This window comes from Microbacterium sp. M1A1_1b (genome assembly GCF_053345565.1).
On sequence record NZ_JBKFAJ010000001.1, the window covers coordinates 205,251 to 230,093 of the forward strand.

A 24,843-nucleotide genomic window follows, 5' to 3' on the forward strand; every position below is an offset into this window, starting at 1 on the left:
GAGGGCGCAGCATGAATCGCGTCCCGCTCATCGCCGGTAACTGGAAGATGAACTTGGATCATCTGCAGGCCATCGCGACCGTGCAGAAGCTCGCATGGACGCTGAAGGACGCCCGTCACGACTTCGACGACGTCGAGGTCGCGGTGTTCCCGCCCTTCACCGACCTGCGCAGCGTCCAGACGCTCATCTCGGCCGACAAGCTCCCGATCCGCTTCGGCGCCCAGGACCTGTCACAGTTCGACTCCGGCGCCTACACCGGTGACGTGTCCGGTTCGTTCCTGGCGGCGCTCGATGCCGCCTACGTGATCGTCGGACACTCCGAACGTCGCACCATGCACGGTGAGACGGACGAGGTCGTCGCTGCGAAGACGGCAGCTGCCGTCAAGCACGGCGTCGTCCCGGTCGTCTGCGTCGGCGAGACCGGCGAGCAGCGCGAAGAGCGCGGTGCCGGTGTGGTCGCGGTCGAGCAGCTGCAGGTCGTCCTCGACGCCGTGCAGCCGTCCGAGATCGTCGTCGCGTACGAGCCCGTGTGGGCCATCGGTTCCGGCCAGGCTGCGTCCGCCGAACAGGCCCAGGACGAGTGCGCCGCGATCCGTCGTGGCATCGCCGCCACCTGGGGCGAGGACCTCGCTGCGGCCACCCGTGTGCTGTACGGCGGCTCGGTCAAGTCGGGCAACATCGCGGGCTTCCTCCGTGAACCCGACGTCGACGGTGCCCTGGTCGGTGGGGCGTCCCTCGACGTGCAGGAGTTCGCGGCGATCGCGCGCTTCCGCCAGCACGTCGGACTCTGATCCATCCCGCTCGGGCCGGCCGCGTCGACGTGGCCGGCCCGAGCCACGCCCGTGCCGGTGACCCGGCCGCTCCGGTGGCCCGGTACACTTGCATGGCTGACTGACACGAAAGGTACGTCGTGGCGATACTCTCCGTCGTGCTGCAGGTCCTGCTCGCAATCACGAGCCTCCTGCTCACGCTCCTCATCCTCCTGCACAAGGGCCGCGGTGGCGGCCTCTCCGACATGTTCGGTGGCGGTGTGACGAGCAACCTCGGGGCGTCCGGCGTGGCCGAGCGCAACCTGAACCGGATCACCGTGATCCTCGGTCTGCTCTGGATCGTGAGCATCATCGTGCTCGGTCTCATCAACAAGTTCACAGCGGGGAGCTGAGCCATGGCATCAGGAGGCAGCGCAATCCGGGGGTCGCGCGTCGGCGCAGGCCCCATGGGGGAGCAGGACCGCGGGGTCCAGGCCGAGCGCGTCGCGATCTCGTACTGGGACGCGTTGGGCAACGAGGTCGTGCGGTACTTCGCCGCCAACCTCCCCGACGACGAGATCCCCGAGACGGTCGACTCGCCGTCCACCGGGCTGCCGGCGGGCCGTGACAAGGAGAACCCTCCGCAGGTCACGAAGACCGAGCCCTACAAGACCCACTTGGCGTACGTCAAGGAACGTCGCACCGAAGAAGAAGCCGCGCAGCTCCTCGAAGACGCGCTGCAGCAGCTCCGGCAGCGCCGCGGTACCGCGAAGTAGCACCGAACGTCACGAAGGCCTCCGCACTCCGGTGCGGGGGCCTTCGTCGTTGCCGATGGACTCGGCGTGGGCGTGGACGTGACATCGGCGGCGCCGACTGGTCACGACACCCCGCTCACGTCCGCCGACCGGTCGCCATCCGTCGGCGGACGAGCGTCCGGACGACGGGTTGTGACCACTCGGGGTGAAACCGACGGGGTGTCGCGACCACTCGGAAGGAGCGCGTGGCGTGGGAAGACGAGCACAGAACGACGGGAGGCGCGGTGCCAGCTGGCACCGCGCCTCCCGTCAGGAGCGTCTGGACATCAGAGCGTCAGAGCGTCAGGACGTCAGTACGTGGACGCGATCAGGTTCTCCGGCACGTCGCGTGCGGCTTCCTGGTCCACGAAGAACACGGTGCGCTTGCGGCCCTGCACCCCGCCGACGGGGACCTCGTCCACTGAAGCGCCCGCCAGGGCGAGCCCGAGGACCGAAGCCTTCTCGGCGCCGGACAGGATGACCCAGACCCGCTGCGACGCGTTGATCGCCGGGTAGGTCAGGGTCAGGCGCTGCGGCGGTGGCTTGGGGGAGTCGTCGACCGGCACGACGGTGCGGTCCTTGATCGTCAGCTGCGGGAACTCCGGGAAGAGCGAGGCGGTGTGACCGTCCGGGCCGACGCCGAGCAGCGTGATGTCGAACTTCGGCGCGACGGCGGAGTCCGGTGCGGCGGACTGCAGCTCGCGCTCGTACTGTTCGGCGGCCTGGTCGATGGTGAGCCCGGCGTCCGAGGCCGCGATCGGGTGGATGTTCTCCGACGGGATCCCGACATGGTCGAAGAAGTCGGCCTGCGTGCCCGTGACGTTGCGGTCCGCGTCGCCCTCGGGAGCCCAGCGCTCGTCGACCCACCACACGTGCACCTTCGACCAGTCGACGCTCTCACGCGCCTGGGACTGGCCGATCGCCGCGAGGACGAGCGTCGACACCGAGCCACCGCTGATGGCGATGTCCGCGCGCTCCTGCTCGTCCAGCACGTCGATGATCTTCGTGATGAAGCGTGCGGCGACGGACGCGCCGAGGGCCTGCTTGTCCGGGTGCACCAGCACCCGCCGTTCGTTGGTCACGTGACTCCCGTGTTCAGGTCGGCGGGCCGTGGCGGACCGCCTTCGGTCCGGTCGGGCCCCGCGTCCCCGGTCCGTGGTGGACCGTGGACGGTGGACCCGACCGAGTGGGTGCTCAGTTGGCGATGGACTCGCGGAGCTGGGCGACCCCGTGCTTGACGACGTCTCCGAAGAGGACGTCCGGGTCGAGTCTACGGAGTTCCTCTGCGAGACAGTCACGCAGGTTGCGGCGTGGCAGCGACAGGTCGTGCACCGGCTGACCGGGCATCGACAGGGTCGCCACGTCGACCAGCGAGCGCTCGAGTTCGATCGTGCCGGACTCGCGCACGAGGGACACACCGTGGATGCCGCTGGACCCGGTGGCACGGGGCGAGGTGACGACCTCGACCGGCACCTGCAGTCGCAGCTGCAGCCACGCGGCGAGCAGGATCGTCGACGGGCTGTCGCTCGCACCGGACACCTGGACACCGGTGACCGGCTCGTACGGCGGCTGGTCGAGCGCCGCGGCGAGCTGGTTGCGCCAGAGCGTCAGCCGGGTCCACGCGAAGTCGGTGTCCCCGGGCACGTACGACTCGGCCAGCGCCGTGATCGCCGCGCTCGGGTCCTTCTGCGTGGCCGCGTCGGTGATGCGACGCTGGGCGATGCGGCCCAGCGACGACTCGGCCGGCTTCGGCGGTGCGATGCCGGGCCACCAGGCGATGACCGGTGCGTCGGGGAGCAGCAGGCCGGTGACCAGGCTCTCCTCGTCGGTGGCGGTCTCGCCGTACGCGCGCAGGACGATGACCTCGCTGGCGCCGGCATCGCTCCCGACGCGGATCTGCGCGTCGAGCCGACCCGGCGACGCGATGTCCCCGTCGTTCTTCGACACGATGATCACGCGCATGGGATGCTCGCGGGACGCTTCGTTCGCCGCCGCGATCGCCTCTTCCTCGTGGCCGAGGGCCGTCGAGATGATGAGCGTCAGCACGCGGCCGAGTGCGACCGCGCCGCCCTCTTCGCGGATGTGGACCAGGGTCTTCTGGATCTTCGAGACCGTGGTGTTCGGCAGGTCGATCTTCATGGACGCCTCCAGGTCCGGCCGTCGCGGGCGAGCAGGTCGTCGGCCGCAGCCGGACCCCACGTTCCCGGACGGTACTGCTCGGGCTGGCCCTGCGTGGCCCAGAACTCCTCGATGGGGTCGAGGATCTTCCACGAGAGCTCGACCTCCTGGTGCCGCGGGAACAGCGGCGGGTCACCGAGGAGCACGTCGAGGATGAGTCGCTCGTACGCCTCGGGGGAGGCCTCGGTGAACGCGTGGCCGTAGCCGAAGTCCATCGTCACGTCGCGCACCTGCGTGCCGACGCCCGGGACCTTCGAGCCGAAGCGGAGCGTGACGCCCTCGTCCGGCTGGACGCGGATGACGAGCGCGTTCTGCCCGAGCGGCGACTGCGGGATGCCGAAGACGTCCTCGGGGACGCGCTTGAACACGATCGCGATCTCGGTCACGCGGCGGCCCAGTCGCTTGCCGGCCCGCAGGTAGAACGGGACGCCCTGCCAGCGGCGGGTGGCGATGTTGAGCTTGATCGCGGCGAAGGTCTCGGTGGTGGACTCCGGGTTCATCCCGGCTTCCTCGAGGAACCCGAGCACCTTCTCGCCGCCCTGCCAGCCACCGGCGTACTGCCCGCGGGCGGTCGCCGTGCTGAGGTCGGCGGGCAACTCGACCGCCGACAGCACCTTCTCCTTCTCGGCACGCAGGTGTCCGGCCTTGAACGAGACGGGTTCTTCCATCGCGGTGAGCGCGAGGAGCTGCAGCAGGTGGTTCTGGATGACGTCGCGCGCTGCGCCGATGCCGTCGTAGTACGCGGCACGTCCCGCGACGCCGATGTCCTCGGCCATCGTGATCTGCACGTGGTCGACGTAGTTCGAGTTCCAGATGGGTTCGTACATCTGGTTCGCGAAGCGCAGCGTCAGCAGGTTCTGGACCGTCTCCTTGCCCAGGTAGTGGTCGATGCGGAACACGTCGTCGGGGGCGAAGACGCTCTCGACGATGGCGTTCAGCTCGCGTGCCGTGCGCAGGTCGGACCCGAAGGGCTTCTCGACGACGACGCGGCTCCACGAACCCTCGGCCTTCTGGGTCAGTCCGGACAGCTTCAGCTGCTCGGTGACGACCGGGAACATCTTGGGCGGGATGGACAGGTAGAACGCGTGGTTGCCGAGCGTTCCCCGCTCGGCATCGAGCGCGTCGACGGTCTCCTTGAGCTGGACGAACGCGTCCGGGTCGTCGAACGACCCCTGGACGAAGCGGATGCCCTGTTCGAGCTGCCGCCAGACGTCCTCGTCGAAGGGGGTCCGGGAGTGCTCCTTGACCGCGTCGTGGACCAGCTGGGAGAAGTCCTGGTCCTCCCAGTCGCGTCGAGCGAACCCGACCAGTGCGAACCCGGGCGGCAGGAGCCCCCGGTTCGCCAGGTCGTAGACCGCGGGCATCAGCTTCTTGCGGGACAGGTCGCCCGTCACGCCGAAGATGATGAGGGTGCTGGGACCCGCGATGCGGTTCAGTCGACGGTCCGTGGGCATCCGGAGCGGGTTGTGCTCCGGGGTGATCGCCACCGGTGACATGTGTCGGTGAACTCCTTTGGTGTCAGGAAGTGCGTGAGCGGCCCTGGACCGCGGCGGTGATGACGTCTGCCAGGGCGGGGAGGTCCCCGGACGACAGGGTCAGCACCGGGCGGCCGTGCTGCGCGAGGACGCTGGCGTCCCCGGCTGCCTGGGCCCGGATGAGCTGGCCGAACGTGAAGGGCCGGCCGGGGATCGGCAGGTCACCTGCGTCGTCGGCGAGGATCTGCAGGAACACCCCCGTCGCGGGTCCGCCCTTGTGGTACTGGCCGGTGGAGTGCAGGAAGCGCGGGCCCCAGCCGAACGTGACGGGTCGGCGGACGTGCTCGGCGACGACGTCACGCAGGACCGCGAGTTCGCGGTTCACGTTGCGGTCGACGTAGGCCTGGATGGCGACGTAGCCGTCGTCACCCAGCGCGGCCAGGAGGCTCGACACGGCCTGGTCGACGCTGCTGCCGGCATCGAGACCGACGGCACGCACGGCGATGGCACCGTCACGGAAGTCCGCTGCGGTCGCCGCGGACGACGGCTGGCCGCTGTCGACGGCACCGTCGGTGTCGGTGTCGGTGTCGTTGTCGAGCAGTGCGCGGGCCGCGACCTTGGCGGCCTCGACGTCGGGCTGGTCGAACGGGTCGATCCCGAGCAGGCGCCCGGCGACGGCCACGGCGTACTCCCACACCAGGAACTGGCCACCGAGCGTGCCGGTGATCTCGACCTCGCCCTGGGCGACGTGACGTTCCTCGTCGCGGGAGCCGACCAGACGGACGATCTGCACGTCGGGCAGGCCCATCGTGACCTCGGGGGCGTCCACGTCGAGCACGACGGGGAGCAGACCCCGTCCGGACTTGCCCGTGGACTCGGCGATCAGCTGCTCGGCCCAGTCGGCGAACCCGATGATGTGGGTGCCGTCCGCCACGATGCCGATCGTCGACCGCAGCGGATCGGTGCCGGCGAGGACCGCACCGAGCACGAGCCCGGGGTTCTCGTCGATGTCGACCGCCAGCAGCGCGGAGATGGCGTCGGCCTCGTCGAGCAGCTCGGCGATGTCCGCACCGGCCAGGCCGGCGGGCACCAGGCCGAACGCCGTCAGCGCCGAGTAGCGCCCACCGACCGTTGGGTCGGCGGTGAACACCCGGTAGCCGGAGTCGGTCGCTGCGGCCTCGAGCGGGGAGCCCGGGTCGGTGACGACGACGATGCGTCCGGTCGAGTCGATGCCGGCGTCGGTGAACGCCTGCTCGTAGGCGCGGCGCTGGGAGTCGGTCTCGAGTGTCGAGCCGGACTTCGACGACACGACGAGCACGGTGCGCTCGAGGCGGTCGGTGACGGCCGCGGTGACCTGCGCGGGATCCGTCGAGTCGAGCACCGTCAGCGGGACGCCGGCGGTGCGCGCGATGACCTCGGGCGCGAGCGACGAGCCGCCCATGCCGGCGAGGACGACGTGGTCGATCCCCTCGGCCAGCAACTGCTCGCGGAGTTCGACGATTCGGGGGACGAGCGGCCGCGAGACCGCGACCGCTTCGACCCATCCGAGGCGCGAGGCGGCCTCGGTCTCCGCTGACGGGCCCCACAGGTCGGGGTCCTGGGCGGTGATGCCCGACGCCACCAGGTCGGTGACGAGGCGCGGGACCACCTGTTCGATGGCCCGCGCCGCGTCACCGCTGGCGGCGATGGAGACGGTCACTAGTTCTTGGCGTTCTCGAGGGCCGTCTTCACGGTGTCGACGAGCTCACCCCAGGAGACGTTGAACTTGTCGACGCCTTCCCGCTCGAGGAGCGCCACGACGTCGTCGTAGTCGATGCCCTGCGCGGCGAGCTGGTCCATGACCTGGTCCGCGGCGTCGTACTGGCCCGCGATCGCGTCGCCGTGGATCTCGCCGTGGTCGAACGTGGCCTCGAGGGTCTTGCCCGGCATCGTGTTGACGGTGTTCGGCGCGGCCAGCTCGGTCACGTACAGGGTGTCGGGCAGCGACGGGTCCTTGACGCCGGTCGAGGCCCAGAGCGGACGCTGCGTGTTCGCTCCGGCCTCGAGCAGGCCGAGGGCGCGCTCCGAGGCGAAGGCCTGGGTCCAGACCTGGTAGGCGAGCTGCGCGTTGGCGATGCCGGCCTTCGACTTCAGGGCCTTGGCCTCGTCGGTGCCGACGGCGTCCAGACGCTTGTCGATCTCGGAGTCGACGCGCGACACGAAGAACGAGGCGACCGAGTGGATCTTCGACAGGTCGTGACCGGCGGCCTTGGCCTTCTCGAGACCGCCCAGGTACGCGTCGATGACCGCGCGGTAGCGCTCGAGCGAGAAGATCAGGGTGACGTTGACCGAGATGCCGGCGCCGATGACCTCGGTGATGGCCTCGAGGCCCTCGAGCGTCGCGGGGATCTTGATCAGGACGTTCTCGCGATCGACCTTCTCGAACAGGAACTTGGCCTGCTCGATGGTCTTGGCGGTCTCGTGGGCCAGGCCCGGCTCGACCTCGATCGACACGCGGCCGTCGAAGCCCTTGGTGTCGTCGTAGATCGGCTTGAAGACGTCGGAGGCGTTCGCGACGTCCTGCGTGGTGATCTCGAAGATCGCGTCGGTGACCTCGGTGCCCGCGGCCGCGAGCTCCTTGACCTGGGCGTCGTAGCGCTCGCCCTTGGCGAGGGCCGACGCGAAGATCGTCGGGTTGGTGGTCACACCGACGACGTTGCGGGTCGCGATGAGTTCTTCGAGACGACCGGTCTCGAGGAGCTCGCGGGACAGGTCGTCGAGCCAGATGCTCACGCCGGTGGCGGAGAGCTCGGCGGTGGGGGTGGTGTCAGCCATGGTGTTTCTCTTCTTTCGTCGACGTGATGTCGGGGTCTTCGGGGGCGAGCCCCTGGTGACGGGAGGCGACCGGCGGAGCCGGGTGGGGCCTCCCGTGCGGGAGGGCCGGGTCCGCGTACCGGACCCGGCCCTCACGACTCAGGATGCTGCTGCGATGGTTTCCTTCGCGGCTGCGACGACGTGCTCGGTGGTGAAGCCGAACTCGTTGTACAGCGTCTGGTAGTCCGCCGAGGCACCGAAGTGCTCGATCGAGACGCTGCGACCGGCGTCGCCGACGATGTCGCGCCAGCTCATGCCGATGCCGGCCTCGACCGACACGCGGGCCTTGATCGAGGACGGCAGGACCGACTCGCGGTAGGCCTCGTCCTGCTCGAAGAACCACTCGAGCGACGGCGCGGACACGACGCGGGCGTTGATGCCCTCGCCCTTGAGCTGCTCGCGGGCGTCGATCGCGATCTGCACCTCGGAGCCGGAGCCGATGAGGATGACGTCCGGGGTGCCGTTCGGCGCCTCGGCGAGCACGTACGCGCCCTTCGCGACGTTCTTGGCGGACGCGAGGGTCTCACCCGCGGCGTCGCCCTCGCCACGCTCGAACACCGGGAGGTTCTGGCGGCTGAGCGCCAGACCGGCCGGGCGGTCGGTGTGCGACAGGACCGTCAGCCACGCGTACGCGACCTCGTTGGCGTCGGCCGGACGGACGACGTCGAGACCCGGGATCGCGCGGAGTGCGGTGAGCTGCTCCACCGGCTGGTGCGTGGGGCCGTCCTCGCCCAGGGCGATGGAGTCGTGCGTCCACACGTAGACCGCCGGCGCCTTCATGAGTGCGGCGAGACGGACCGCCGGACGCATGTAGTCGCTGAAGATCAGGAAGGTGCCACCGAAGGGGCGGGTGTTGCCGTGCAGGACGATCCCGTTGAGGATCGCGCCCATGGCGTGCTCGCGGATGCCGAAGTGCAGCACGCGGCCGAACGGGTCGGTGCTCCACGTCGACGTCGACGCCTCGGCCGGACCGAAGGACTTGGCGCCCTCGATCGTGGTCAGGTTCGACTCGGCGAGGTCGGCGGAACCACCCCAGAACTCGGGCATCAGCGGCGCGATGGCGTTGATGACCTTGCCCGAGGCGGCACGGGTCGAGACGGCCTTCTCGGTGGAGAACACCGGCAGCGCTGCCTCGAGGCCCTCGGGGACCTCCTTGGCCTGCATGCGGTCGAACAGGGCCTTCTTGTCGGCGTTGGCCGCGGCCCACGCGTCGAAGGTCTTCTGCCACTCGGCGTGCTGCGCCTGGCCCTTGGCGACGGCGCCGCGGGTGTACTCGAGCACCTCGGGGTCGACGTCGAAGGTCTTGTCGGTGTCGAAGCCGAGGACTTCCTTGAGACCCTTGATCTCGTCGGCGCCGAGCGCCGAACCGTGGATCTTGCCGGAGTTCTGCTTGGTCGGCGACGGCCAGCCGATGATCGTCTTGAGGACGATGAGCGACGGCTTGTCGGTGACCTGCTTGGCGGCCTCGATCGCCGCGTACAGCGCTTCGACGTCCTCGTGGTACTCGCCGGTCTTCTTCCAGTCGACGATCTGGACGTGCCAGCCGAGGGCCTCGTAGCGCTCGGGGACGCTCTCCGAGAACGCGATGTCGGTGTTGTCCTCGATCGAGATCTGGTTCGAGTCGTAGAACGCGATGAGGTTGCCCAGCTGCTGGCGACCAGCGAGCGAGCCGGCTTCGTTCGTGATGCCCTCCTGCATGTCGCCGTCGCCGGCGATCACGTAGGTGAAGTGGTCGAACGCGGACTGACCAGCGGGGGTCTCCGGGTCGAACAGGCCGCGCTCGAAGCGCTGTGCGTAGGCGAAGCCGACTGACGAGGCCAGGCCCTGGCCGAGCGGGCCGGTCGTGATCTCGACGCCGTCGGTGTGGCCGTACTCCGGGTGACCCGGGGTCTTCGAGCCCCACTTGCGCAGGTGCTGCAGGTCGTCGAGCTCGAGGCCGTAGCCGCCGAGGTAGAACTGCACGTACTGCAGGATCGAGGCGTGGCCCGCAGACAGGATGAAGCGGTCACGGCCGATCCAGGTGGAGTCGCTCGGGTCGCGGTGCATCACCTTCTGGAAGAGCAGGTGGGCGAGCGGGGCGAGGCTCATCGCGGTGCCGGGGTGACCGTTGCCGGCGGCCTCGACCGAATCGGCGGCGAGCACACGGGCCGTGTCGACGGCCTTCTTGTCGATGGCGTCCCAGGTGAATTCAGCCACTTGGATGTTGACCCTTCTTGATGCGACATGTGCGAGGGCTCGTGCCATCGCACGGACATGGTTGCCACCCGGGGCCCTGGCGTGGTCGCCGGTCAACGGCGGCCGACCGGCTCGTGGAGCGGCCGGCGTCATCGGGGCACACTGCGGGGGGCCCCTCCAGCATAGTGAACTGCCACACAGAAGGTCCCCAGGTGACGCCGGAAGTTCACGTGAAGTGGCCTCAGCGGGGGCCGTACCGGGCGTGTCGGGAGGAGCGGGGCATCATCGCGGCGCTTCCATCACGTAAACTGTTGTCGACCCGTGAGCATTCCGGGTCAGCGCATGCCCGGACGCCGACGGCGACGTCCACCGAGTGTGCGAGCTGACGCGAACAGACTGAAGGTCCCCTTGCCGACTGCCACCGTGACCAGGCCCGACACCGGTCGTCGCTCGACCCTGTCCCGCAAGGTCCGAGCGTACGTCTCGCTGACGAAGCCGCGGGTCATGGAGCTGCTGCTCGTGACCACGGCGCCGACGATGTTCCTCGCACAGCGCGGGGTCCCAGACCTGTGGCTGGTCTTCTGGACGCTGCTGGGCGGCGCGATGTCCGCCGGGTCCGCCTCGGCGTTCAACTGCTACATCGACCGCGACATCGACCGCCTGATGAAGCGCACGAGCGCCCGGCCGCTCGTCACCGGTGAACTCACCGACCGGCAGGCGCTGGTCTTCTCGTGGATCCTGGCGATCGGCTCGACGGCCGTGCTCGGCTTCCTGGTCAACTGGCTCGCCGCGGCCCTGAGCGTCGCCGCGATCCTGATCTACGTGTTCGTCTACACGCTGTGGCTCAAGCGCCGCACGCCGCAGAACATCGTCTGGGGCGGGTCCGCCGGGTGCATGCCCGTGCTGATCGGCTGGGCAGCGGTCACCGGGTCGCTCACCTGGGCGCCGGTCATCCTGTTCATGGTGATCTTCCTGTGGACGCCGCCGCACTACTGGCCGCTGTCGATGAAGTACCGCGACGACTACGACGCGGCATCGGTGCCGATGTTGGCGGTCGTCCGCGGCCGCAGCGTCGTCGGCCTGCAGGTCGTCCTGTACGCCTGGGCGACCCTGGTCTGCTCCCTGCTGCTGATCCCCGTCGCCCACATGGGGCCGCTGTACACCGTGGTCGCGCTGGCCGGCGGCATCTGGTTCGTCGTCGAGTCGCACAAGCTGTACAACCGTGCGATCCAGCACGTCGAGCAGGTGCACCCGATGCGCGTGTTCCACAGCTCGATCACCTACCTGACGCTGCTGTTCATCGCCGTGGGCATCGACCCGTTGCTGCCGCAGGTCTTCACCTTCTAGGGCGCAGGCTGCGGCGCTCCGCGCTGCGGTTCTGACCCAGTACGACATGTGCGATGTCGTCCGACGACGTCCCTGTCGTTCCGGGTCAGCGCGTCGTTCCGGTCGGCGCGTCGTTCCGGGTCGGCGCTCGGTGGCGCGGCCCGGGTGCCGCCACGGAACGGACAGGAGGCCCGGTGCCAGCTGGCGCCGGGCCTCCTGTCCGTCAGGTGCGCGCGTCAGGCGCGCGCTGTCCGTCAGGTGCGCGCGTCAGGCGCGCGCTGTCCGTCAGGTGCGCGCGTCAGGCGCGCGCTGTCCGTCAGGTGCGCGCGTCAGGTGCGCGCGAGCGGCTCGCGGACGGCGTCGCGACCGGCCGTCGCCCGGGTGGACAGCGTCACGACGGTGACCGCGCCGACCAGCAGGCCGGCCAGGACCATGTGCGTGCCGACGAGCCCGACCGGCAGGGCCGTCCGTGCCTGGGTCAGGCCGACCGCGATCTGGACGAACTCGACGACGAGCAGCACGAGCGCCCACCGGCTCGACAGCCGCAGGCGGACCGCACCGACCACGAGCACCAGGGTCAGCGCGAACAGGATGTAGGCGGGGACGGCGTGCACATGCTGCAGCACCGCCGGGTCGAGGCCGGTGCGGTGCAGACGACCACCGTCGACGGCTTCGTCGGCGCCGGCGTGCGGGCCGCTGCCGGTCGTCAGGATGCCGAGCAGGACCGTGACGACGGTGGCGGCGATCGTGCCGCGGACGACGCCGGTGTACCAGTTCGGCACCAGGCGACGCTCGGTTCGGGGGCCGTTCATCGACCGGTAGACCAGGGTCGCGGTGACGGCGACCAGGGCCGTCGACACGACGAAGTGCAGGCCGACGACGTAGGGGTTCAGGTTGGTCAGGACGCTCAGGCCACCGATGACGGCCTGGACGGGGATCGCTGCGCCCTGGGCGAACGCCAGCCAGAACAGTTCGGGGCGCGTCCGGCGCATCCGGATGACGGCCAGGAACATCGCGATGGCGACGACGACGAGCACGAACGTCAGCAGACGGTTGCCGAACTCGATGATCCCGTGCACGCCCATCTCGGGTGTGGAGACGAGCGAGTCGGCGGTGCAGCGCGGCCAGGTGGGGCATCCGAGGCCCGAGGCGGTCAGTCGGACGAGCCCGCCGGTGCCGATCAGGACCACCTCGACCACGAACGACGCCCAGGCCAGCACGACCACGCGCGGGTCGACGGACCGGGGGAGTGACCACCACGGGGTGCGGACGTGCTGATCGGCTTCAGATGCGACGCGAGTCACGGGGGTGGTGCCTTCCTGTCGTTCTGTGCGGTTGCCCTGTAGGATTCGAGGGTTCAGCAGCAGTCAAGTCTAGGCAGGCGCCGGCTCCGAATGGGCCGAGATCGCCGGTGGAACCCAGGACTGCGTGGAACCATGACGTTGCGAGGCAGCAGCTGCGTGATCACCGCAGGTCCGTCCTGTCGGGGGTCCGCGATGGAATGGCATCCGGCAGCCGCCGGTTGCCGCCAGGGAACTGCCGCGAGAAGGAAACGAGGAGACCATGTCCGACGTGCTCATCGACCGTCCAGAACTCGAGGGACTCGGCCAGTACGAGTTCGGCTGGTCCGACTCGGACTCCGCCGGAGCCTCGGCCCGCCGTGGTGTCTCGGACGAGGTCGTCACCGACATCTCGAACCTCAAGAACGAGCCCGAGTGGATGCTCAAGAACCGGCTCAAGGGCCTGTCGCTGTTCGGCCGCAAGCCCATGCCGACGTGGGGCGCCGACCTGACCGGCATCGACTTCGACAACATCAAGTACTTCGTGCGCTCCACCGAGAAGCAGGCCCAGTCGTGGGAAGACCTGCCCGAGGACATCCGCGCCACGTACGAGAAGCTCGGGATCCCCGAGGCCGAGCGTCAGCGCCTGGTCGCCGGTGTGGCCGCGCAGTACGAGTCCGAGGTGGTCTACCACCAGATCCGCGAGGACCTCGAGCAGCAGGGTGTCATCTTCATGGACACCGACACGGCGCTCCGTGAGCACCCCGAGCTGTTCCAGGAGTACTTCGGCACCGTGATCCCTGCTGGGGACAACAAGTTCGCTGCGCTCAACACGGCCGTGTGGTCGGGCGGCTCGTTCGTCTACGTCCCCAAGGGCGTCCACGTCGAGATCCCGCTGCAGGCGTACTTCCGGATCAACACCGAGAACATGGGCCAGTTCGAGCGGACGCTGATCATCGCGGACGAGGACTCGTACGTCCACTACATCGAGGGCTGCACCGCCCCGATCTACAAGTCGGACTCGCTGCACTCGGCGGTCGTCGAGATCATCGTGAAGAAGAACGCCCGCGTTCGCTACACGACGATCCAGAACTGGTCGAACAACGTCTACAACCTGGTCACCAAGCGCGCCATCGCGCACGAGGGCGCGACCATGGAGTGGATCGACGGCAACATCGGGTCCAAGGTCACGATGAAGTACCCGTCCATCTACCTGGCCGGCGAGCACGCCAAGGGCGAGACCCTGTCGGTCGCCTTCGCCGGACCCGGCCAGCACCAGGACGCCGGCGCGAAGATGATCCACATGGCGCCGTACACGACGTCCTCGATCGTCTCGAAGTCGATCGCCCGTGGCGGTGGCCGTGCCGGCTACCGCGGCGAGGTCCGGGTCGACCCGGGCGCGCACCACGCGGCCAACACGGTCCGCTGTGACGCGCTGCTCGTCGACACCGTCAGCCGGTCCGACACGTACCCGGCGATCGACATCCGCGTGGACGACGTCCAGCTCGGCCACGAGGCCACGGTCTCGCGCGTCAGCGAGGAACAGCTGTTCTACCTGATGTCCCGCGGGATGGCCGAGGACGAGGCGATGGCCATGATCGTCCGCGGCTTCATCGAGCCGATCGCCCGCGAGCTCCCGATGGAGTACGCACTCGAACTCAACAAGCTCATCGAGATGAGCATGGAAGGATCCGTCGGCTAGATGTCGAGTTCCACCCCCACCCCCCGAATCGACCAGCCGACCGCCCCGGCCGCCGGTGTCGCCGGTACCGAACAGCACGGCGCTCGCGCGCACTCGGACGGCGCTTGGGCGACCACGGTCCCCGTCCAGACGCGCTCCGAGCGCCCGCAGTCCGGCGACATCGACGCCTACACCGCCGTCACCGGCCGCGAGGTCAACTGGAAGTTCGCGCCGCTCGACAAGATCCAGCCGCTGCTCGCCGGCGGTCTCGACGGTTCGGCGTACCCGTACCTCGCCACGCAGACCGACGGCGCCGACGTCGAGTGGGTCCGCAGCGACGACTCGCGCGTCGGCACCGCTGGGCTGCCGGAGGACCGGGCCGCCGCGGCGGCCTGGACGGCGCGCGACGCGGTGCTCGCCGTCACGATCAAGGCCACCGAGTCGCACGAGTCGATCGCGATCACGCGATCCGCGTTCGGCACGCAGCCCCGCGCTGCCCACACGGTCATCACGGCCGAGCCGAACGCGCAGGGCATCGTCGTCATCGACAACCGTGGTTCGGCGCTGCTCAGCGAGAACGTCGAGGTCGTGGTCCACGACAACGCCCGCCTGACCGTCGTGACGGTGCAGGACTGGGACGACGACGCCGTGCACGTGTCGACGCACTTCGCCGAGGTCGGGCGTGACGCCTTCCTCAAGCACGTCGTGGTCTCGCTCGGCGGCGACGTCGTCCGGGTGAACCCCTCGACCCACCTGGGCGGGCAGGGCGCCGACACCGAGATGTACGGCGTGTACTTCGCCGACGCCGGCCAGTACATCGAGCAGCAGGTGTACGTGAACCACGACGCACCGAACACCCGCAGCCGCGTCAACTACAAGGGCGCCCTGCAGGGCGCCGGTGCACACACGGTGTGGATCGGCGACGTCCTGATCGGTCGCACGGCCCCCGGAACCGACTCGTACGAGCAGAACCGCAACCTGGTCCTGACCGACGGCACGCGCGCCGACAGCATCCCGAACCTCGAGATCGAGACCGGCGACATCGCCGGTGCCGGTCACGCCAGCGCGACGGGCCGCTTCGACGACGAGCAGCTGTTCTACCTGCAGGCCCGTGGCATCCCGGAAGAAGAGGCCCGTCGTCTGGTCGTGCTCGGCTTCCTGGTCGAGGTCATCCAGAAGATCGGCGCGCCCGAGCTCGAGGAACGTCTCATCGCCGCCGTCGAGCAGGAGCTGCTCGAAGGGCGCACGGTCCTGGCCGCTCCGGTCACGAACGGCTCGGACGCCTGATGGCCGAGAAGGTCTGCGCCGAGGCCGACATCGCGGTGGACAGCCCGATGCGCGTGGTCGTCGACGGCACCGCGGTCGCGATCGTCAAGGACTCGGCCGGCACCGTGCACGCGATCGGCGACACCTGCACCCACGGGGACATCTCGCTGGCCGAGGGCTTCGTCGAGGGTGACTCGCTGGAGTGCTGGGCCCACGGCTCGCAGTTCTCGCTGACCACCGGCAAGCCGAAGAACTTCCCGGCGTACGAGCCCGTCCCGGTCTTCCGGGTCGAGGTCCGCGACGGCGAGGTCTACGTCGACGTGCACGACCCCGTCCCCGTCGACTGACACCGGGTCTCCACACTCCTCCCGCGGCTGACGCCGCACACACCAGCTGCAACCGAAGGAACGCAATGTCCACTCTCGAAATCCGCGGCCTGCAGGTCTCCATCGACACCGACCAGGGTGTCAAGGAGATCCTCAAGGGCGTCGACCTGACCATCAACGAGGGCGAGATCCACGCGATCATGGGCCCGAACGGCTCCGGCAAGTCGACCCTGGCGTACACGATCGCCGGACACCCCCGGTACCACGTGGTCGGCGGCTCGATCACCCTCGACGGGCAGAACGTCCTCGACATGAGCGTCGACGAGCGTGCCCGTGCCGGCATGTTCCTCGCCATGCAGTACCCGGTCGAGATCCCCGGCGTGACCGTGTCGAACTTCCTGCGCACCGCCAAGACCGCGATCGACGGCGAAGCTCCGGCCCTGCGTGGGTGGATCAAGGACCTCCGCACGTCGATGGCCGACCTCAAGATGGACGCCTCGTTCGCCGAGCGCAACGTCAACGAGGGCTTCTCCGGCGGCGAGAAGAAGCGCCACGAGATCATGCAGCTCGAGCTCCTCAAGCCGAAGTTCGCCGTCCTGGACGAGACCGACTCCGGCCTCGACGTCGACGCGCTGAAGATCGTCTCCGAGGGCGTCAACCGTGCCAAGGCCGCCACCGGGCTGGGCGTGCTGCTCATCACGCACTACACGCGCATCCTGCGGTACATCACGCCTGACTTCGTGCACGTCTTCGTCGCCGGCAAGATCGCCGAGCAGGGCGGCCCCGAGCTCGCCGACCGTCTTGAGAACGAGGGCTACGACCGCTACGTGCAGGCCGAGGCCGCTGCGGCGGGCAACTGATGATCACCGCACTGGCACCGGACAAGTTCGACGAGGTCGTCGAGGGCCTGAAAGAGGTGCAGGACCCGGAGCTCGGCGTGAACATCGTCGACCTCGGCCTGATCTACGACCTGGCCTGGGACGACGAGGCCACGGCGCTCATCATCAGCATGACGCTGACGAGCGCCGGCTGCCCTCTGACCGACGTCATCGAGGGTGACACCGCCAACGCGCTCGACGGCATCGTCGACGCCTTCCGCATCAACTGGGTGTGGATGCCGCCGTGGGGCCCCGAGCGGATCACCGACGACGGACGCGAGATGATGCGCGCGCTCGGCTTCTCGATCTAGTCACGACCCACCCACGAACGGGAGGCGCGGTGCCAGCTGGCACCGCGCCTCCCGTTCGTCGTGTGCCCGACTCACTGCCCGCTGACTGGTCACGACGCACCGCTCACGTCCGCCGAGTGGTCACGAACCGTCGGTGTGCGGCCCGCGCACCGACGGTTCGCGACCACTCGGCGTGGAGCGGACGGGGTGTTGCGACCAGTCGGCAGGCGGCGACGGGCCGCGCACCGACGTTCTGCGACCGGTCACGCTGTCCGACGAGGCGCCCACGACACACGAGGGCCCCGCACCGTTCGGTGCGGGGCCCTCGTCGGACGTACGGGCGTCAGCGGCGGCCGACGGCCTTCCACACCAGGGGGACGATGCCCGCGGCGATGAGCGCCTTCACCAGGCCGCCCACGATGAACGGGTACAGGCCGGCGGCCAGCACCGACTGCAGGTCGTTCGGCAGGCCGAGCGCACCGAGGGCGACGGCCAGCCAGGGCAGACCCGTGACGAACGGGATCGCGCTGGCGAGCGTGAAGGCCACGGCAGCGCGGCCGACCTTGCGGTCCCAGTTGCGTCGCGCGAGCCACCCGATGACGCCCGCGGCCGGCACGAAGCCGATGACGTAGCCGAAGCTCGGCAGCGTCAGGGCGTGCAGGCCGCCTTGCATGTCGGCGAAGAACGGTGCACCCGCCAGTCCGGCGACCGCGTAGACGAGCATCGAGAGGATGCCGCGACGGGCGCCGAGGGTGGCGCCGACGAGCACGACGGCCAGGGTCTGACCGGTGATCGGCACCGGCCACATCGGGATCTCGACCTGGGCCATGGCGGCGGTGAACAGTGCGCCGCCCGCGACCAGGGCGACGTTCGTGACCGCCCCCTGGGTGCGGAGACGGTCGGCGAGGACTGCGCGGGGAGCGAACCCGGTGGCGTTCGTCATGGATTCTCCTAGAATGGACTGCTGGTCCCTGTTCTGGGACAGCCGGTCCCGTCAGCGTAGCGGTGCACCTCCCGCACACACCGTTGTGCACAACCACCAACTGATTGGACTTCCACTGTGCTTGCCGTGCACGACCTCGAGATCCGCGTCGGGGCTCGCCTCCTGATGGAGCACGTGTCCTTCCGAGTGGAGAAGGGCGACAAGATCGGTCTCGTCGGCCGGAACGGCGCCGGGAAGACCACGATGACCAAGGCGCTGGCGGGCGAGCAGCCACCGACCGACGGCAAGATCGACCGCACCGGTGAGATCGGCTACCTGCCGCAGGACCCGCGCTCGGGCAACCCCGAGGACACCGCCCGCAAGCGCATCCTCGACGCCCGTGGGCTCGGCGAGCTGGTCGAGGGCATCCGCCAGGCGACGCTCGACATGGCCAGCGACGACCCTGCGGTCGCCGACAAGGCCATGCGTCGGTACTCGCGGCTCGACGACCAGTTCAACGCGCTCGGCGGCTACGCGGCCGAGGCCGAGGCGGCGTCCATCGCGTCGAACCTCAAGCTGCCGGACCGCATCCTCGACCAGCAGCTCAAGACGCTCTCCGGTGGTCAGCGTCGCCGCATCGAGCTCGCCCGCATCCTGTTCTCGGACGCCGAGACGATGATCCTGGACGAGCCGACCAACCACCTCGACGCCGACAGTGTCGTGTGGCTGCGTGAGCACCTGAAGACCTACCCCGGCGGCGTCATCGTGATCTCCCACGACGTCGAACTCGTCGACGAGGTCGTCAACCGGGTCTTCTACCTCGATGCCAACCGCCAGACCATCGACATCTACAACATGGGCTGGAAGCTGTACCAGCGGCAGCGCGTCGCCGACGAGGAGCGCCGCCGCAAGGAGCGCGCCGGTGCCGAGAAGAAGGCCGCCACGCTGAAGGACCAGGCCGCGCGCTTCGGTGCCAAGGCGTCGAAGGCCGCTGCGGCGCACCAGATGGTCGCCCGCGCCGACAAGCTGCTCGCGGGCCTCGAGGACGAGCGGGTGGCCGACCGGGTCGCGAAGATCCGCTTCCCCACGCCGGCCCCGTGCGGCCGCACGCCGCTGATGGCCGAGGGGCTGTCGAAGTCGTACGGCTCGCTCGAGATCTTCGCCGGTGTCGACCTGGCCATCGACCGTGGTTCCCGCGTGGTCATCCTGGGCTTCAACGGTGCCGGCAAGACGACGCTGCTGCGCATCCTGGCGGGTGCGGACGCACCGGACACGGGGGAGATCCTGCCCGGGCACGGCCTGCGCATCGGCTACTACGCGCAGGAGCACGAGAACATCGACATCAACCGCACGGTGATCGAGAACATGGTGTCCGCGTCGACCGACCTCAACGAGACCGAGGCACGTCGGGTGCTCGGGTCGTTCCTGTTCACCGGCGACGACGGCTACAAGAAGGCCGGGGTGCTGTCCGGTGGCGAGAAGACGCGCCTGTCGCTCGCGATGATCGTCGTGTCCGGCGCCAACGTGCTGCTGCTCGACGAACCGACGAACAACCTGGACCCGGCGTCACGCGAGGAGATCCTGAACGCGCTTGCCGGCTTCGAGGGGGCCGTCGTCCTGGTGTCGCACGACACCGGCGCGGTCGAGGCCCTGAACCCGGAAAGGGTCCTGCTGCTGCCCGACGGCACCGAGGACCACTGGAACAAGGACTACGCCGAGCTCATCGAGCTGGCGTAGCGCCGACCCGGTCCGTTCTGGTCGGTACCAGACGACGAACGGGAGGCCCGTGGCGGCGCCGCCACGGGCCTCCCGTCCGATCGGTGGGTGCGTCGGACGTCAGCCGCGCGATTCGAGCAGCTCGTCCTCGACGTCGGCGTCCGTCTTCGGCTTGGCGTCCTTGCGGCGCTGCCGCTCGAGGGCGCGCTCGCGTTCTTCGGGGTCGTCCTGGTTGAGGTTCCGGTACTCCTGCACCATCAGGTACGCCAGGAACCCGAACCCGCCGGCCGCGAACATGAACCACTGGATGAAGTAGCTCAGGTGCAACCCGGTGTCGGCGCTCGGACGGTCCCAGCCGAGCGGTCGGGCATCGGCGGGCGCGGGGGACTCGGACGCGAGCTGGCCGTAGGCCCCCGTCCAGATGGGGGCGTCGATCTTCTTCGCCACATCGGTCAGCGTGACGGACTGCACCTGGTCGGTGTGGGCCGGGTCGGTGCGTCCGGGGATGCGCGGTTCGCTCTGCTGCAGGCGCGCCACGACCGTGACCTGTCCGGATGGCGGTGCGGGCACGCTGTCCGGGGCGTCCTGCCGGTTGCCCGTCGGCACCCAGCCGCGGTCGACGACGAAGGCCCGGCCGTCGGCGGTGACCAGGGGGGTCAGGACCTCGAAGCCGGGCTGGCCGTTGTGCACGCGGTTGCGCACCAGCAACTGGTCGTCGGTGTCGTACCGACCCGTGACCTCGACGCGCAGCCAGGTCTGGTCGTCCTGCCAGCTGCCGGCCCGGGGGAGGGCGTCCCGCACCGGCACCGGCGTGTGGTCGTAGTTCGCGGCGATCTGCTGGTTCTCGCGCACGGCTTCGTTGCGACGGTCCCACTGCCACATGCCGAACAGGGTGCAGAGGATCGCGAAGCCGACCGCGATGGCCAGGTAGCCGAACCACCGGCGGCTGCGGACGAAGCCCCAGCCGACGAAGGGTTCATCGGGATCACGGGCGGCAGTGTCGTCGGTTCGGCGCTCCTCGGCGGCCGCGCGCCGGATGCGCTCGGCGTGCCGTCGGCCGTAGCGACTGCGCGGGTCGAACTCGTTCATCGGTCGTTCGCGGCGCGAGCCCGTTCACCGACGTCGTTCTTCGGGGTGTCCTGCTGCTTGACGTCGTCGAGCCGTTCGACGTCCTCGTCGAGGCCGGTCACGCGCACCGGGAACGTCCGCGAGCGCAGGTAGTCGGCCAGGAAGTCGCGGTGGTCGTCGCACGCGGACCAGATCTTGACCCGGTCGATCGCGTGGATGCGGGGGTTGCGCCAGTTGATGCGCCACGCAGCGGGGTTCGTGCAGCCGGCGCGTGAGCAGACGGGCGTCGACCCGGCCTCGGTGATCAGGTCGAACGTGGCACCCATCAGCGGTGTCCCCAGACCCGGGAACGGTCACCGGTGCGCTGCCATTCTTCCTGCGCGTGCTGGGCGTTCTGCCGCAACCGCTCCTGTTCGTCGCGGTAGGCCTGGGCGCGCGCGTCTTCCTGGGCTTCGCGCAGGCGGGGGTCGTAGTCGGCGGCCCGGACGACGGCACCCGCGGGTGCGACGTAGTCGGACTCGGTGTGGCTGCCGGCGTTCGCGATGACGACCGCGATCCACGGGATGACCCCGGCCAGGACGATGGGGATGATCGCCAGCAGCGGGCTGTGCCACACCGTGTAGATCAGGACTGCGCCGACGAACAGGATCACGCGGACCGCCATCTGCCAGATGTACCGCGAGAGCCGGTGCTTCCGGTCCCGCTGCGGGTTGTCCGGCAGTGCCGTGATGCTCTGGGTCGTGCGTCGTGCCGACTTGATGCCGCGCGCCGACCCCAGGGGTCCTGTCATGCGTTGCGTCGTCTTCATGCGTTCGATCTCCGTCTGCCCACGACCAACCCTAAGCCCGTCCACCGACACTTGCCCGCATCGTGTGGTCCACGTCGGCCCGGGTAGGCTCGTGCGGGCGTGTCGGGCGGAGTGCACTCCGGCGCGCCCGCGCGGGAACCCCCGCGCCCCCAGCGAACGGAGCGATCATGACCACCCCCCGTACCGTCCTCGTCACCGGCGGCAACCGTGGCATCGGCCATGCCCTCGCTGCTCGGTTCGTCGCCGCCGGCCACCGGGTGGCGGTCACTTCGCGCAGCGGTGACGGCGGCCCCGAGGGTGCCCTCACCGTGCAGGCCGACATCACCGACACGGCTTCGGTCGACGCCGCCTTCACCCGGGTGGAGCAGGAGCTCGGCCCGATCGAGGTCCTGGTCGCCAACGCCGGCATCACGAACGACGGACTGCTGCTCCGCATGTCGGAAGAGGACTTCACGAGCGTCATCGACACGAACCTGACGGGCACCTTCCGTGTGGTCAAGCGCGCGACCAAGGGCATGATGAAGGCGAAGTTCGGGCGCATCGTGCTGATGTCCAGTGTCGTGGGCGCCTACGGTCAGGTCGGCCAGGTCAACTACGCCTCGTCCAAGGCCGCCCTGGTCGGCATGGCCCGGTCGATCACCCGCGAGCTCGGTTCGCGTGGGATCACGGCCAACGTCGTGGCGCCGGGGTTCATCCAGACGGACATGACCGCTGCCCTGCCAGAGGAACTGCAGGCCGAGTTCAAGAAGCAGATCCCCGCGGCCCGGTACGGCACCGTCGACGACGTCGCCGACGCCACGCTGTTCCTGGCGAGCGACGGCGCCGGCTACGTCTCCGGTGCGGTCATCCCGGTCGACGGTGGCCTGGGCATGGGCCACTAGCGCCGATCGCGCGGCGGCCGCGCGGGCGTCGCAGCCGCCGAGACTCGGCCGGGCGGACACGCTGCGGCGTGCGACCGGCGCACGATGTCCGCGGAGCCGAGACTCGGCGCCCCAGGGCGCAGCGTGCGCGGGCAGCCGCGACCGTCAGCCGCGCAGGCCGAGCGCCGCCAGCACGGCCGACAGGTCGCGGTCGACGACCACGACGTCCGCCTCCTGCCGAACGCGCGGCTTGGCGTCGAAGGCCACGGACAGTGCGGCCACCCCCATCATCGCCAGGTCGTTGGCCCCGTCACCGACGGCCACGGTCCGCGACACCGGCACGCCGTCCGACGCCGCCCACGCGAGCAGCGTCTCGGCCTTCGCCGCGGCGTCCACGACGCCACCGAGCACGTGTCCGGTCAGGGTGCCGTCGACGACCTCGAGCCGGTTGGCCCGGCAGTGGTCCAGGCCCAGCCGGGCGGCGAACGGGTCGAGCACCTCGTGGAACCCGCCCGACACCACACCCACGGTGCCGCCGGCGGCGTGTACGCCGCGGACCAGCTCGTCGGCCCCGTGCGTCACGCGGACCGCCCGCTGGGCGCGGTCGACGACGTCGGCCTGGAGGCCTGCCAGGGTCGCGACACGCTCCCGCAGGCTGTCGGCGAAGTCGATCTCGCCGCGCATGGCGCGCTCCGTGATCGCCTGGACCTGTGGCCGGGTCCCGGCACCATCGGCGAGCAGCTCGATGACCTCGTCCTCGAGCAGGGTGGAGTCGGCATCGAGGACGACGAGGAAGCGCGGCACGCCACCACGGTAGCGGTGCTGCACACCAGATGACGAAGCGGCACCCGGGCCGGAGCCCGGGTGCCGCTGACCTACAGATCGGTCTGGTCGGGGCTACGCCTCGACGCGGACGCCCCTGCCGACCCGTGGGTGGAGTCCCGGCCCGGTCGGGCTACGCTTCGACGCGGACGCCCTTGCCCACGACGGTGATCCCCGACTCGGTCACGGTGAACCCGCGGGCCTCGTCGGCTTCGCGGTCGACGCCGACCTGGGCGCCCGGTGCGAGCACCACGTCCTTGTCGAGGATGGCCCGGTTGACGATCGACCCGGCGCCGATGGTCGCCCGCTCGAACACGATCGAGTCGAGCACCTTGGCGCCCGAGTCGACGGTGCACCAGGGACCGATGACGCTGCGTTCCAGCTGTGCGCCGGACATCAGGCAGCCGAGCGACACGATCGAGTCGATCGTGGCGCCCGTGTTGCCGTTGCCGTCGCGCACGAACTTCGCCGGCGGCAGGTTCGTCTGCTGGTTGAAGATCGGCCAGTCGGTGTTGTACAGGTTGAACACCGGCACGGGGGCGATCAGGTCCATGTGCGCGTCGTAGAACGAGTCGATCGTCCCCACGTCGCGCCAGTAGTATTTGTCGCGGTCGTTCGACCCGGGGACCTCGTTGCGCTGCAGGTCGTACACGCCGGCATCACCGCGGGCGACGAAGTCGGGCACGATGTCGCCGCCCATGTCGTGGTCGCTCGTCTCGATCTGCCCGTCGCGCAGCACGGCGTCGACCAGCGCGTCGGCGTTGAAGACGTAGTTGCCCATCGACGCCAGGATCTCGCCGGGGGAGTCCGCCAGGCCGACAGCGTCCTTGGGCTTCTCGAGGAACGCGTCGATCTTGGTGGCCTCGTCCGCGGCGACCTGGATCACGCCGAACTGGTCGGCCAGGCCGATCGGCTGCCGGATGGCCGCGACGGTGGCGTTCCGGCCCGACGCGATGTGCGCCTCGACCATCTGCGAGAAGTCCATGCGGTAGACGTGGTCCGCACCGACCACGACGACGATGTCGGGCCGCTCGTCGCGGAGCAGGTTGAGCGACTGCAGGATCGCGTCGGCCGACCCGGCGAACCAGCGCTTGCCCAGTCGCTGCTGCGCCGGGACCGACGCGACGTACGAGCCGAGCAGCCCCTCCATGCGCCACGTCTCGGCGACGTGGCGGTCGAGGCTGTGGGACTTGTACTGCGTCAGGACGACGATCTTCTGCAGCCCGGAGTTGACCAGGTTGGAGAGGGCGAAGTCGACCAGTCGGAAGTTCCCGCCGAACGGGACAGCGGGCTTCGCGCGGTCGGCAGTGAGCGGCATGAGCCGTTTGCCCTCGCCACCCGCGAGGACGATGCCGAAGACCTTCTTTGGTGCCATG

General features: G+C 69.5%; 24 protein-coding genes. 11 read left to right on the top strand and 13 right to left on the bottom strand.

All coding sequences use genetic code 11. The annotated features are described in order from the left end of the window. Nucleotides 1-11: 11 nt before the first annotated feature. From tpiA to ACLBWP_RS00925, 3 genes are all read left to right on the top strand, one after another. Nucleotides 12-791, top strand: coding sequence for a triose-phosphate isomerase (tpiA, locus tag ACLBWP_RS00915; protein WP_243562082.1), 780 nt, complete (start codon nt 12-14; stop codon nt 789-791). 119 nt (nt 792-910) lie between these two features. Beyond that, nucleotides 911-1,162, top strand: a complete 252-nt coding sequence (gene secG, locus ACLBWP_RS00920; RefSeq protein WP_056124375.1) for a preprotein translocase subunit SecG — start codon at nt 911-913, stop codon at nt 1,160-1,162. A 3-nt stretch (nt 1,163-1,165) separates the two neighbouring features. Beyond that, nucleotides 1,166-1,525 (top strand): RNA polymerase-binding protein RbpA, encoded by a 360-nt coding sequence (locus ACLBWP_RS00925; protein ID WP_056124379.1) that lies wholly within the window; start codon nt 1,166-1,168, stop codon nt 1,523-1,525. Nucleotides 1,526-1,854: 329 nt separating this feature from the next. Here ACLBWP_RS00925 and pgl read toward each other — a convergent pair whose 3' ends face one another. From pgl to tkt, 6 genes are all read right to left on the bottom strand, one after another. Continuing rightward, nucleotides 1,855-2,625, bottom strand: coding sequence for a 6-phosphogluconolactonase (pgl, locus tag ACLBWP_RS00930; RefSeq protein ID WP_447653675.1), 771 nt, complete (start codon nt 2,623-2,625; stop codon nt 1,855-1,857). A gap of 112 nt (nt 2,626-2,737) precedes the next feature. Next, nucleotides 2,738-3,682, bottom strand: coding sequence for a glucose-6-phosphate dehydrogenase assembly protein OpcA (locus tag ACLBWP_RS00935; protein WP_243562084.1), 945 nt, complete (start codon nt 3,680-3,682; stop codon nt 2,738-2,740). After that, nucleotides 3,679-5,217: a glucose-6-phosphate dehydrogenase gene (gene zwf, locus ACLBWP_RS00940; RefSeq protein WP_243562085.1), complete on the bottom strand. Its 1,539-nt coding sequence runs from the start codon at nt 5,215-5,217 to the stop codon at nt 3,679-3,681. Before zwf ends, ACLBWP_RS00935 begins: the two co-directional genes overlap by 4 nt. A gap of 22 nt (nt 5,218-5,239) precedes the next feature. Further along, on the bottom strand, nt 5,240-6,895 hold the full coding sequence (locus tag ACLBWP_RS00945; protein WP_447653676.1) for a glucose-6-phosphate isomerase: 1,656 nt from the start codon (nt 6,893-6,895) through the stop codon (nt 5,240-5,242). Next, nucleotides 6,895-8,010 (bottom strand): transaldolase, encoded by a 1,116-nt coding sequence (gene tal / locus ACLBWP_RS00950; protein ID WP_447653678.1) that lies wholly within the window; start codon nt 8,008-8,010, stop codon nt 6,895-6,897. Before tal ends, ACLBWP_RS00945 begins: the two co-directional genes overlap by 1 nt. Nucleotides 8,011-8,148: 138 nt before the next feature. Continuing rightward, a complete protein-coding gene (gene tkt / locus ACLBWP_RS00955; RefSeq protein WP_447653679.1) occupies nt 8,149-10,245 on the bottom strand; it encodes a transketolase in 2,097 nt (698 codons plus the stop codon). Nucleotides 10,246-10,647: 402 nt separating this feature from the next. Between tkt and ACLBWP_RS00960 the strand changes: the two genes are divergently transcribed. Then, nucleotides 10,648-11,571 (top strand): heme o synthase, encoded by a 924-nt coding sequence (locus ACLBWP_RS00960; protein ID WP_447653680.1) that lies wholly within the window; start codon nt 10,648-10,650, stop codon nt 11,569-11,571. Between the two features lie 308 nt (nt 11,572-11,879). Here ACLBWP_RS00960 and ACLBWP_RS00965 read toward each other — a convergent pair whose 3' ends face one another. Then, the gene (locus ACLBWP_RS00965; RefSeq protein WP_447653681.1) at nt 11,880-12,854 is read right to left on the bottom strand and encodes a COX15/CtaA family protein; all 975 of its coding nucleotides are present in this window, start codon (nt 12,852-12,854) and stop codon (nt 11,880-11,882) included. Nucleotides 12,855-13,113: 259 nt separating this feature from the next. Here ACLBWP_RS00965 and sufB point away from each other — a divergent pair, with 259 nt between their 5' ends. From sufB to ACLBWP_RS00990, 5 genes are all read left to right on the top strand, one after another. Beyond that, nucleotides 13,114-14,532, top strand: coding sequence for a Fe-S cluster assembly protein SufB (gene sufB, locus ACLBWP_RS00970; protein WP_243562091.1), 1,419 nt, complete (start codon nt 13,114-13,116; stop codon nt 14,530-14,532). After that, entirely contained in the window at nt 14,533-15,798 is a 1,266-nt protein-coding gene (gene sufD, locus ACLBWP_RS00975) for a Fe-S cluster assembly protein SufD (RefSeq protein WP_447653683.1), read from the top strand. Then, a complete protein-coding gene (locus ACLBWP_RS00980) occupies nt 15,795-16,124 on the top strand; it encodes a non-heme iron oxygenase ferredoxin subunit (protein WP_243562135.1) in 330 nt (109 codons plus the stop codon). The genes sufD and ACLBWP_RS00980 overlap by 4 nt, the downstream gene beginning before the upstream one ends. Nucleotides 16,125-16,189: 65 nt before the next feature. Then, nucleotides 16,190-16,963 carry a Fe-S cluster assembly ATPase SufC gene (gene sufC, locus ACLBWP_RS00985; protein WP_243562093.1) on the top strand — a complete coding sequence of 258 codons (774 nt, stop codon included), beginning with the start codon at nt 16,190-16,192 and terminating at the stop codon, nt 16,961-16,963. Further along, a complete protein-coding gene (locus ACLBWP_RS00990; RefSeq protein WP_243562094.1) occupies nt 16,963-17,292 on the top strand; it encodes a metal-sulfur cluster assembly factor in 330 nt (109 codons plus the stop codon). The genes sufC and ACLBWP_RS00990 overlap by 1 nt, the downstream gene beginning before the upstream one ends. Before the next feature lie 322 nt (nt 17,293-17,614). Here ACLBWP_RS00990 and ACLBWP_RS00995 read toward each other — a convergent pair whose 3' ends face one another. Further along, a complete protein-coding gene (locus tag ACLBWP_RS00995; RefSeq protein WP_447653684.1) occupies nt 17,615-18,214 on the bottom strand; it encodes a biotin transporter BioY in 600 nt (199 codons plus the stop codon). A gap of 117 nt (nt 18,215-18,331) precedes the next feature. Between ACLBWP_RS00995 and ACLBWP_RS01000 the strand changes: the two genes are divergently transcribed. Next, complete coding sequence (locus tag ACLBWP_RS01000) at nt 18,332-19,930, top strand: ABC-F family ATP-binding cassette domain-containing protein (RefSeq protein WP_243562096.1); 1,599 nt, start codon at nt 18,332-18,334, stop codon at nt 19,928-19,930. A 99-nt stretch (nt 19,931-20,029) separates the two neighbouring features. Here ACLBWP_RS01000 and ACLBWP_RS01005 read toward each other — a convergent pair whose 3' ends face one another. The 3 genes from ACLBWP_RS01005 to ACLBWP_RS01015 are packed head-to-tail and all read right to left on the bottom strand — an operon-like array spanning nt 20,030 to nt 21,767. Then, nucleotides 20,030-20,998 (bottom strand): SURF1 family cytochrome oxidase biogenesis protein, encoded by a 969-nt coding sequence (locus ACLBWP_RS01005; protein ID WP_243562097.1) that lies wholly within the window; start codon nt 20,996-20,998, stop codon nt 20,030-20,032. Beyond that, a complete protein-coding gene (locus ACLBWP_RS01010; protein ID WP_308221881.1) occupies nt 20,995-21,303 on the bottom strand; it encodes a hypothetical protein in 309 nt (102 codons plus the stop codon). Before ACLBWP_RS01010 ends, ACLBWP_RS01005 begins: the two co-directional genes overlap by 4 nt. Further along, nucleotides 21,303-21,767 (bottom strand): DUF3099 domain-containing protein, encoded by a 465-nt coding sequence (locus tag ACLBWP_RS01015; RefSeq protein WP_243562098.1) that lies wholly within the window; start codon nt 21,765-21,767, stop codon nt 21,303-21,305. The genes ACLBWP_RS01010 and ACLBWP_RS01015 overlap by 1 nt, the downstream gene beginning before the upstream one ends. Before the next feature lie 185 nt (nt 21,768-21,952). On the opposite strand from ACLBWP_RS01015, the gene fabG reads away from it, so the two are divergent. Next, nucleotides 21,953-22,666 (top strand): 3-oxoacyl-ACP reductase FabG, encoded by a 714-nt coding sequence (fabG, locus tag ACLBWP_RS01020; RefSeq protein WP_243562099.1) that lies wholly within the window; start codon nt 21,953-21,955, stop codon nt 22,664-22,666. A gap of 144 nt (nt 22,667-22,810) precedes the next feature. Here fabG and serB read toward each other — a convergent pair whose 3' ends face one another. Continuing rightward, nucleotides 22,811-23,449, bottom strand: a complete 639-nt coding sequence (gene serB / locus ACLBWP_RS01025; protein ID WP_447653685.1) for a phosphoserine phosphatase SerB — start codon at nt 23,447-23,449, stop codon at nt 22,811-22,813. Between the two features lie 151 nt (nt 23,450-23,600). Continuing rightward, entirely contained in the window at nt 23,601-24,842 is a 1,242-nt protein-coding gene (locus ACLBWP_RS01030; protein ID WP_447653686.1) for a glucose-1-phosphate adenylyltransferase, read from the bottom strand. Between the last annotated feature and the right edge of the window lies 1 nt (nt 24,843).

What these genes read in the sequence shown, in the direction of transcription:
- ACLBWP_RS01015 (WP_243562098.1), bottom strand. Translation starts at nt 21,767, where the DNA reads ATGACAGGACCCCTGGGGTCGGCGCGCGGCATCAAGTCGGCACGACGC.
- tal (WP_447653678.1), bottom strand. Translation starts at nt 8,010, where the DNA reads ATGGCTGACACCACCCCCACCGCCGAGCTCTCCGCCACCGGCGTGAGC.
- ACLBWP_RS01010 (WP_308221881.1), bottom strand. Translation starts at nt 21,303, where the DNA reads ATGGGTGCCACGTTCGACCTGATCACCGAGGCCGGGTCGACGCCCGTC.
- ACLBWP_RS01030 (WP_447653686.1), bottom strand. Translation starts at nt 24,842, where the DNA reads ATGGCACCAAAGAAGGTCTTCGGCATCGTCCTCGCGGGTGGCGAGGGC.
- ACLBWP_RS00990 (WP_243562094.1), top strand. Translation starts at nt 16,963, where the DNA reads ATGATCACCGCACTGGCACCGGACAAGTTCGACGAGGTCGTCGAGGGC.
- sufC (WP_243562093.1), top strand. Translation starts at nt 16,190, where the DNA reads ATGTCCACTCTCGAAATCCGCGGCCTGCAGGTCTCCATCGACACCGAC.
- ACLBWP_RS00995 (WP_447653684.1), bottom strand. Translation starts at nt 18,214, where the DNA reads ATGACGAACGCCACCGGGTTCGCTCCCCGCGCAGTCCTCGCCGACCGT.
- ACLBWP_RS00925 (WP_056124379.1), top strand. Translation starts at nt 1,166, where the DNA reads ATGGCATCAGGAGGCAGCGCAATCCGGGGGTCGCGCGTCGGCGCAGGC.
- fabG (WP_243562099.1), top strand. Translation starts at nt 21,953, where the DNA reads ATGACCACCCCCCGTACCGTCCTCGTCACCGGCGGCAACCGTGGCATC.
- ACLBWP_RS00935 (WP_243562084.1), bottom strand. Translation starts at nt 3,682, where the DNA reads ATGAAGATCGACCTGCCGAACACCACGGTCTCGAAGATCCAGAAGACC.
- ACLBWP_RS01005 (WP_243562097.1), bottom strand. Translation starts at nt 20,998, where the DNA reads ATGAACGAGTTCGACCCGCGCAGTCGCTACGGCCGACGGCACGCCGAG.
- tpiA (WP_243562082.1), top strand. Translation starts at nt 12, where the DNA reads ATGAATCGCGTCCCGCTCATCGCCGGTAACTGGAAGATGAACTTGGAT.
- sufD (WP_447653683.1), top strand. Translation starts at nt 14,533, where the DNA reads ATGTCGAGTTCCACCCCCACCCCCCGAATCGACCAGCCGACCGCCCCG.
- zwf (WP_243562085.1), bottom strand. Translation starts at nt 5,217, where the DNA reads ATGTCACCGGTGGCGATCACCCCGGAGCACAACCCGCTCCGGATGCCC.
- sufB (WP_243562091.1), top strand. Translation starts at nt 13,114, where the DNA reads ATGTCCGACGTGCTCATCGACCGTCCAGAACTCGAGGGACTCGGCCAG.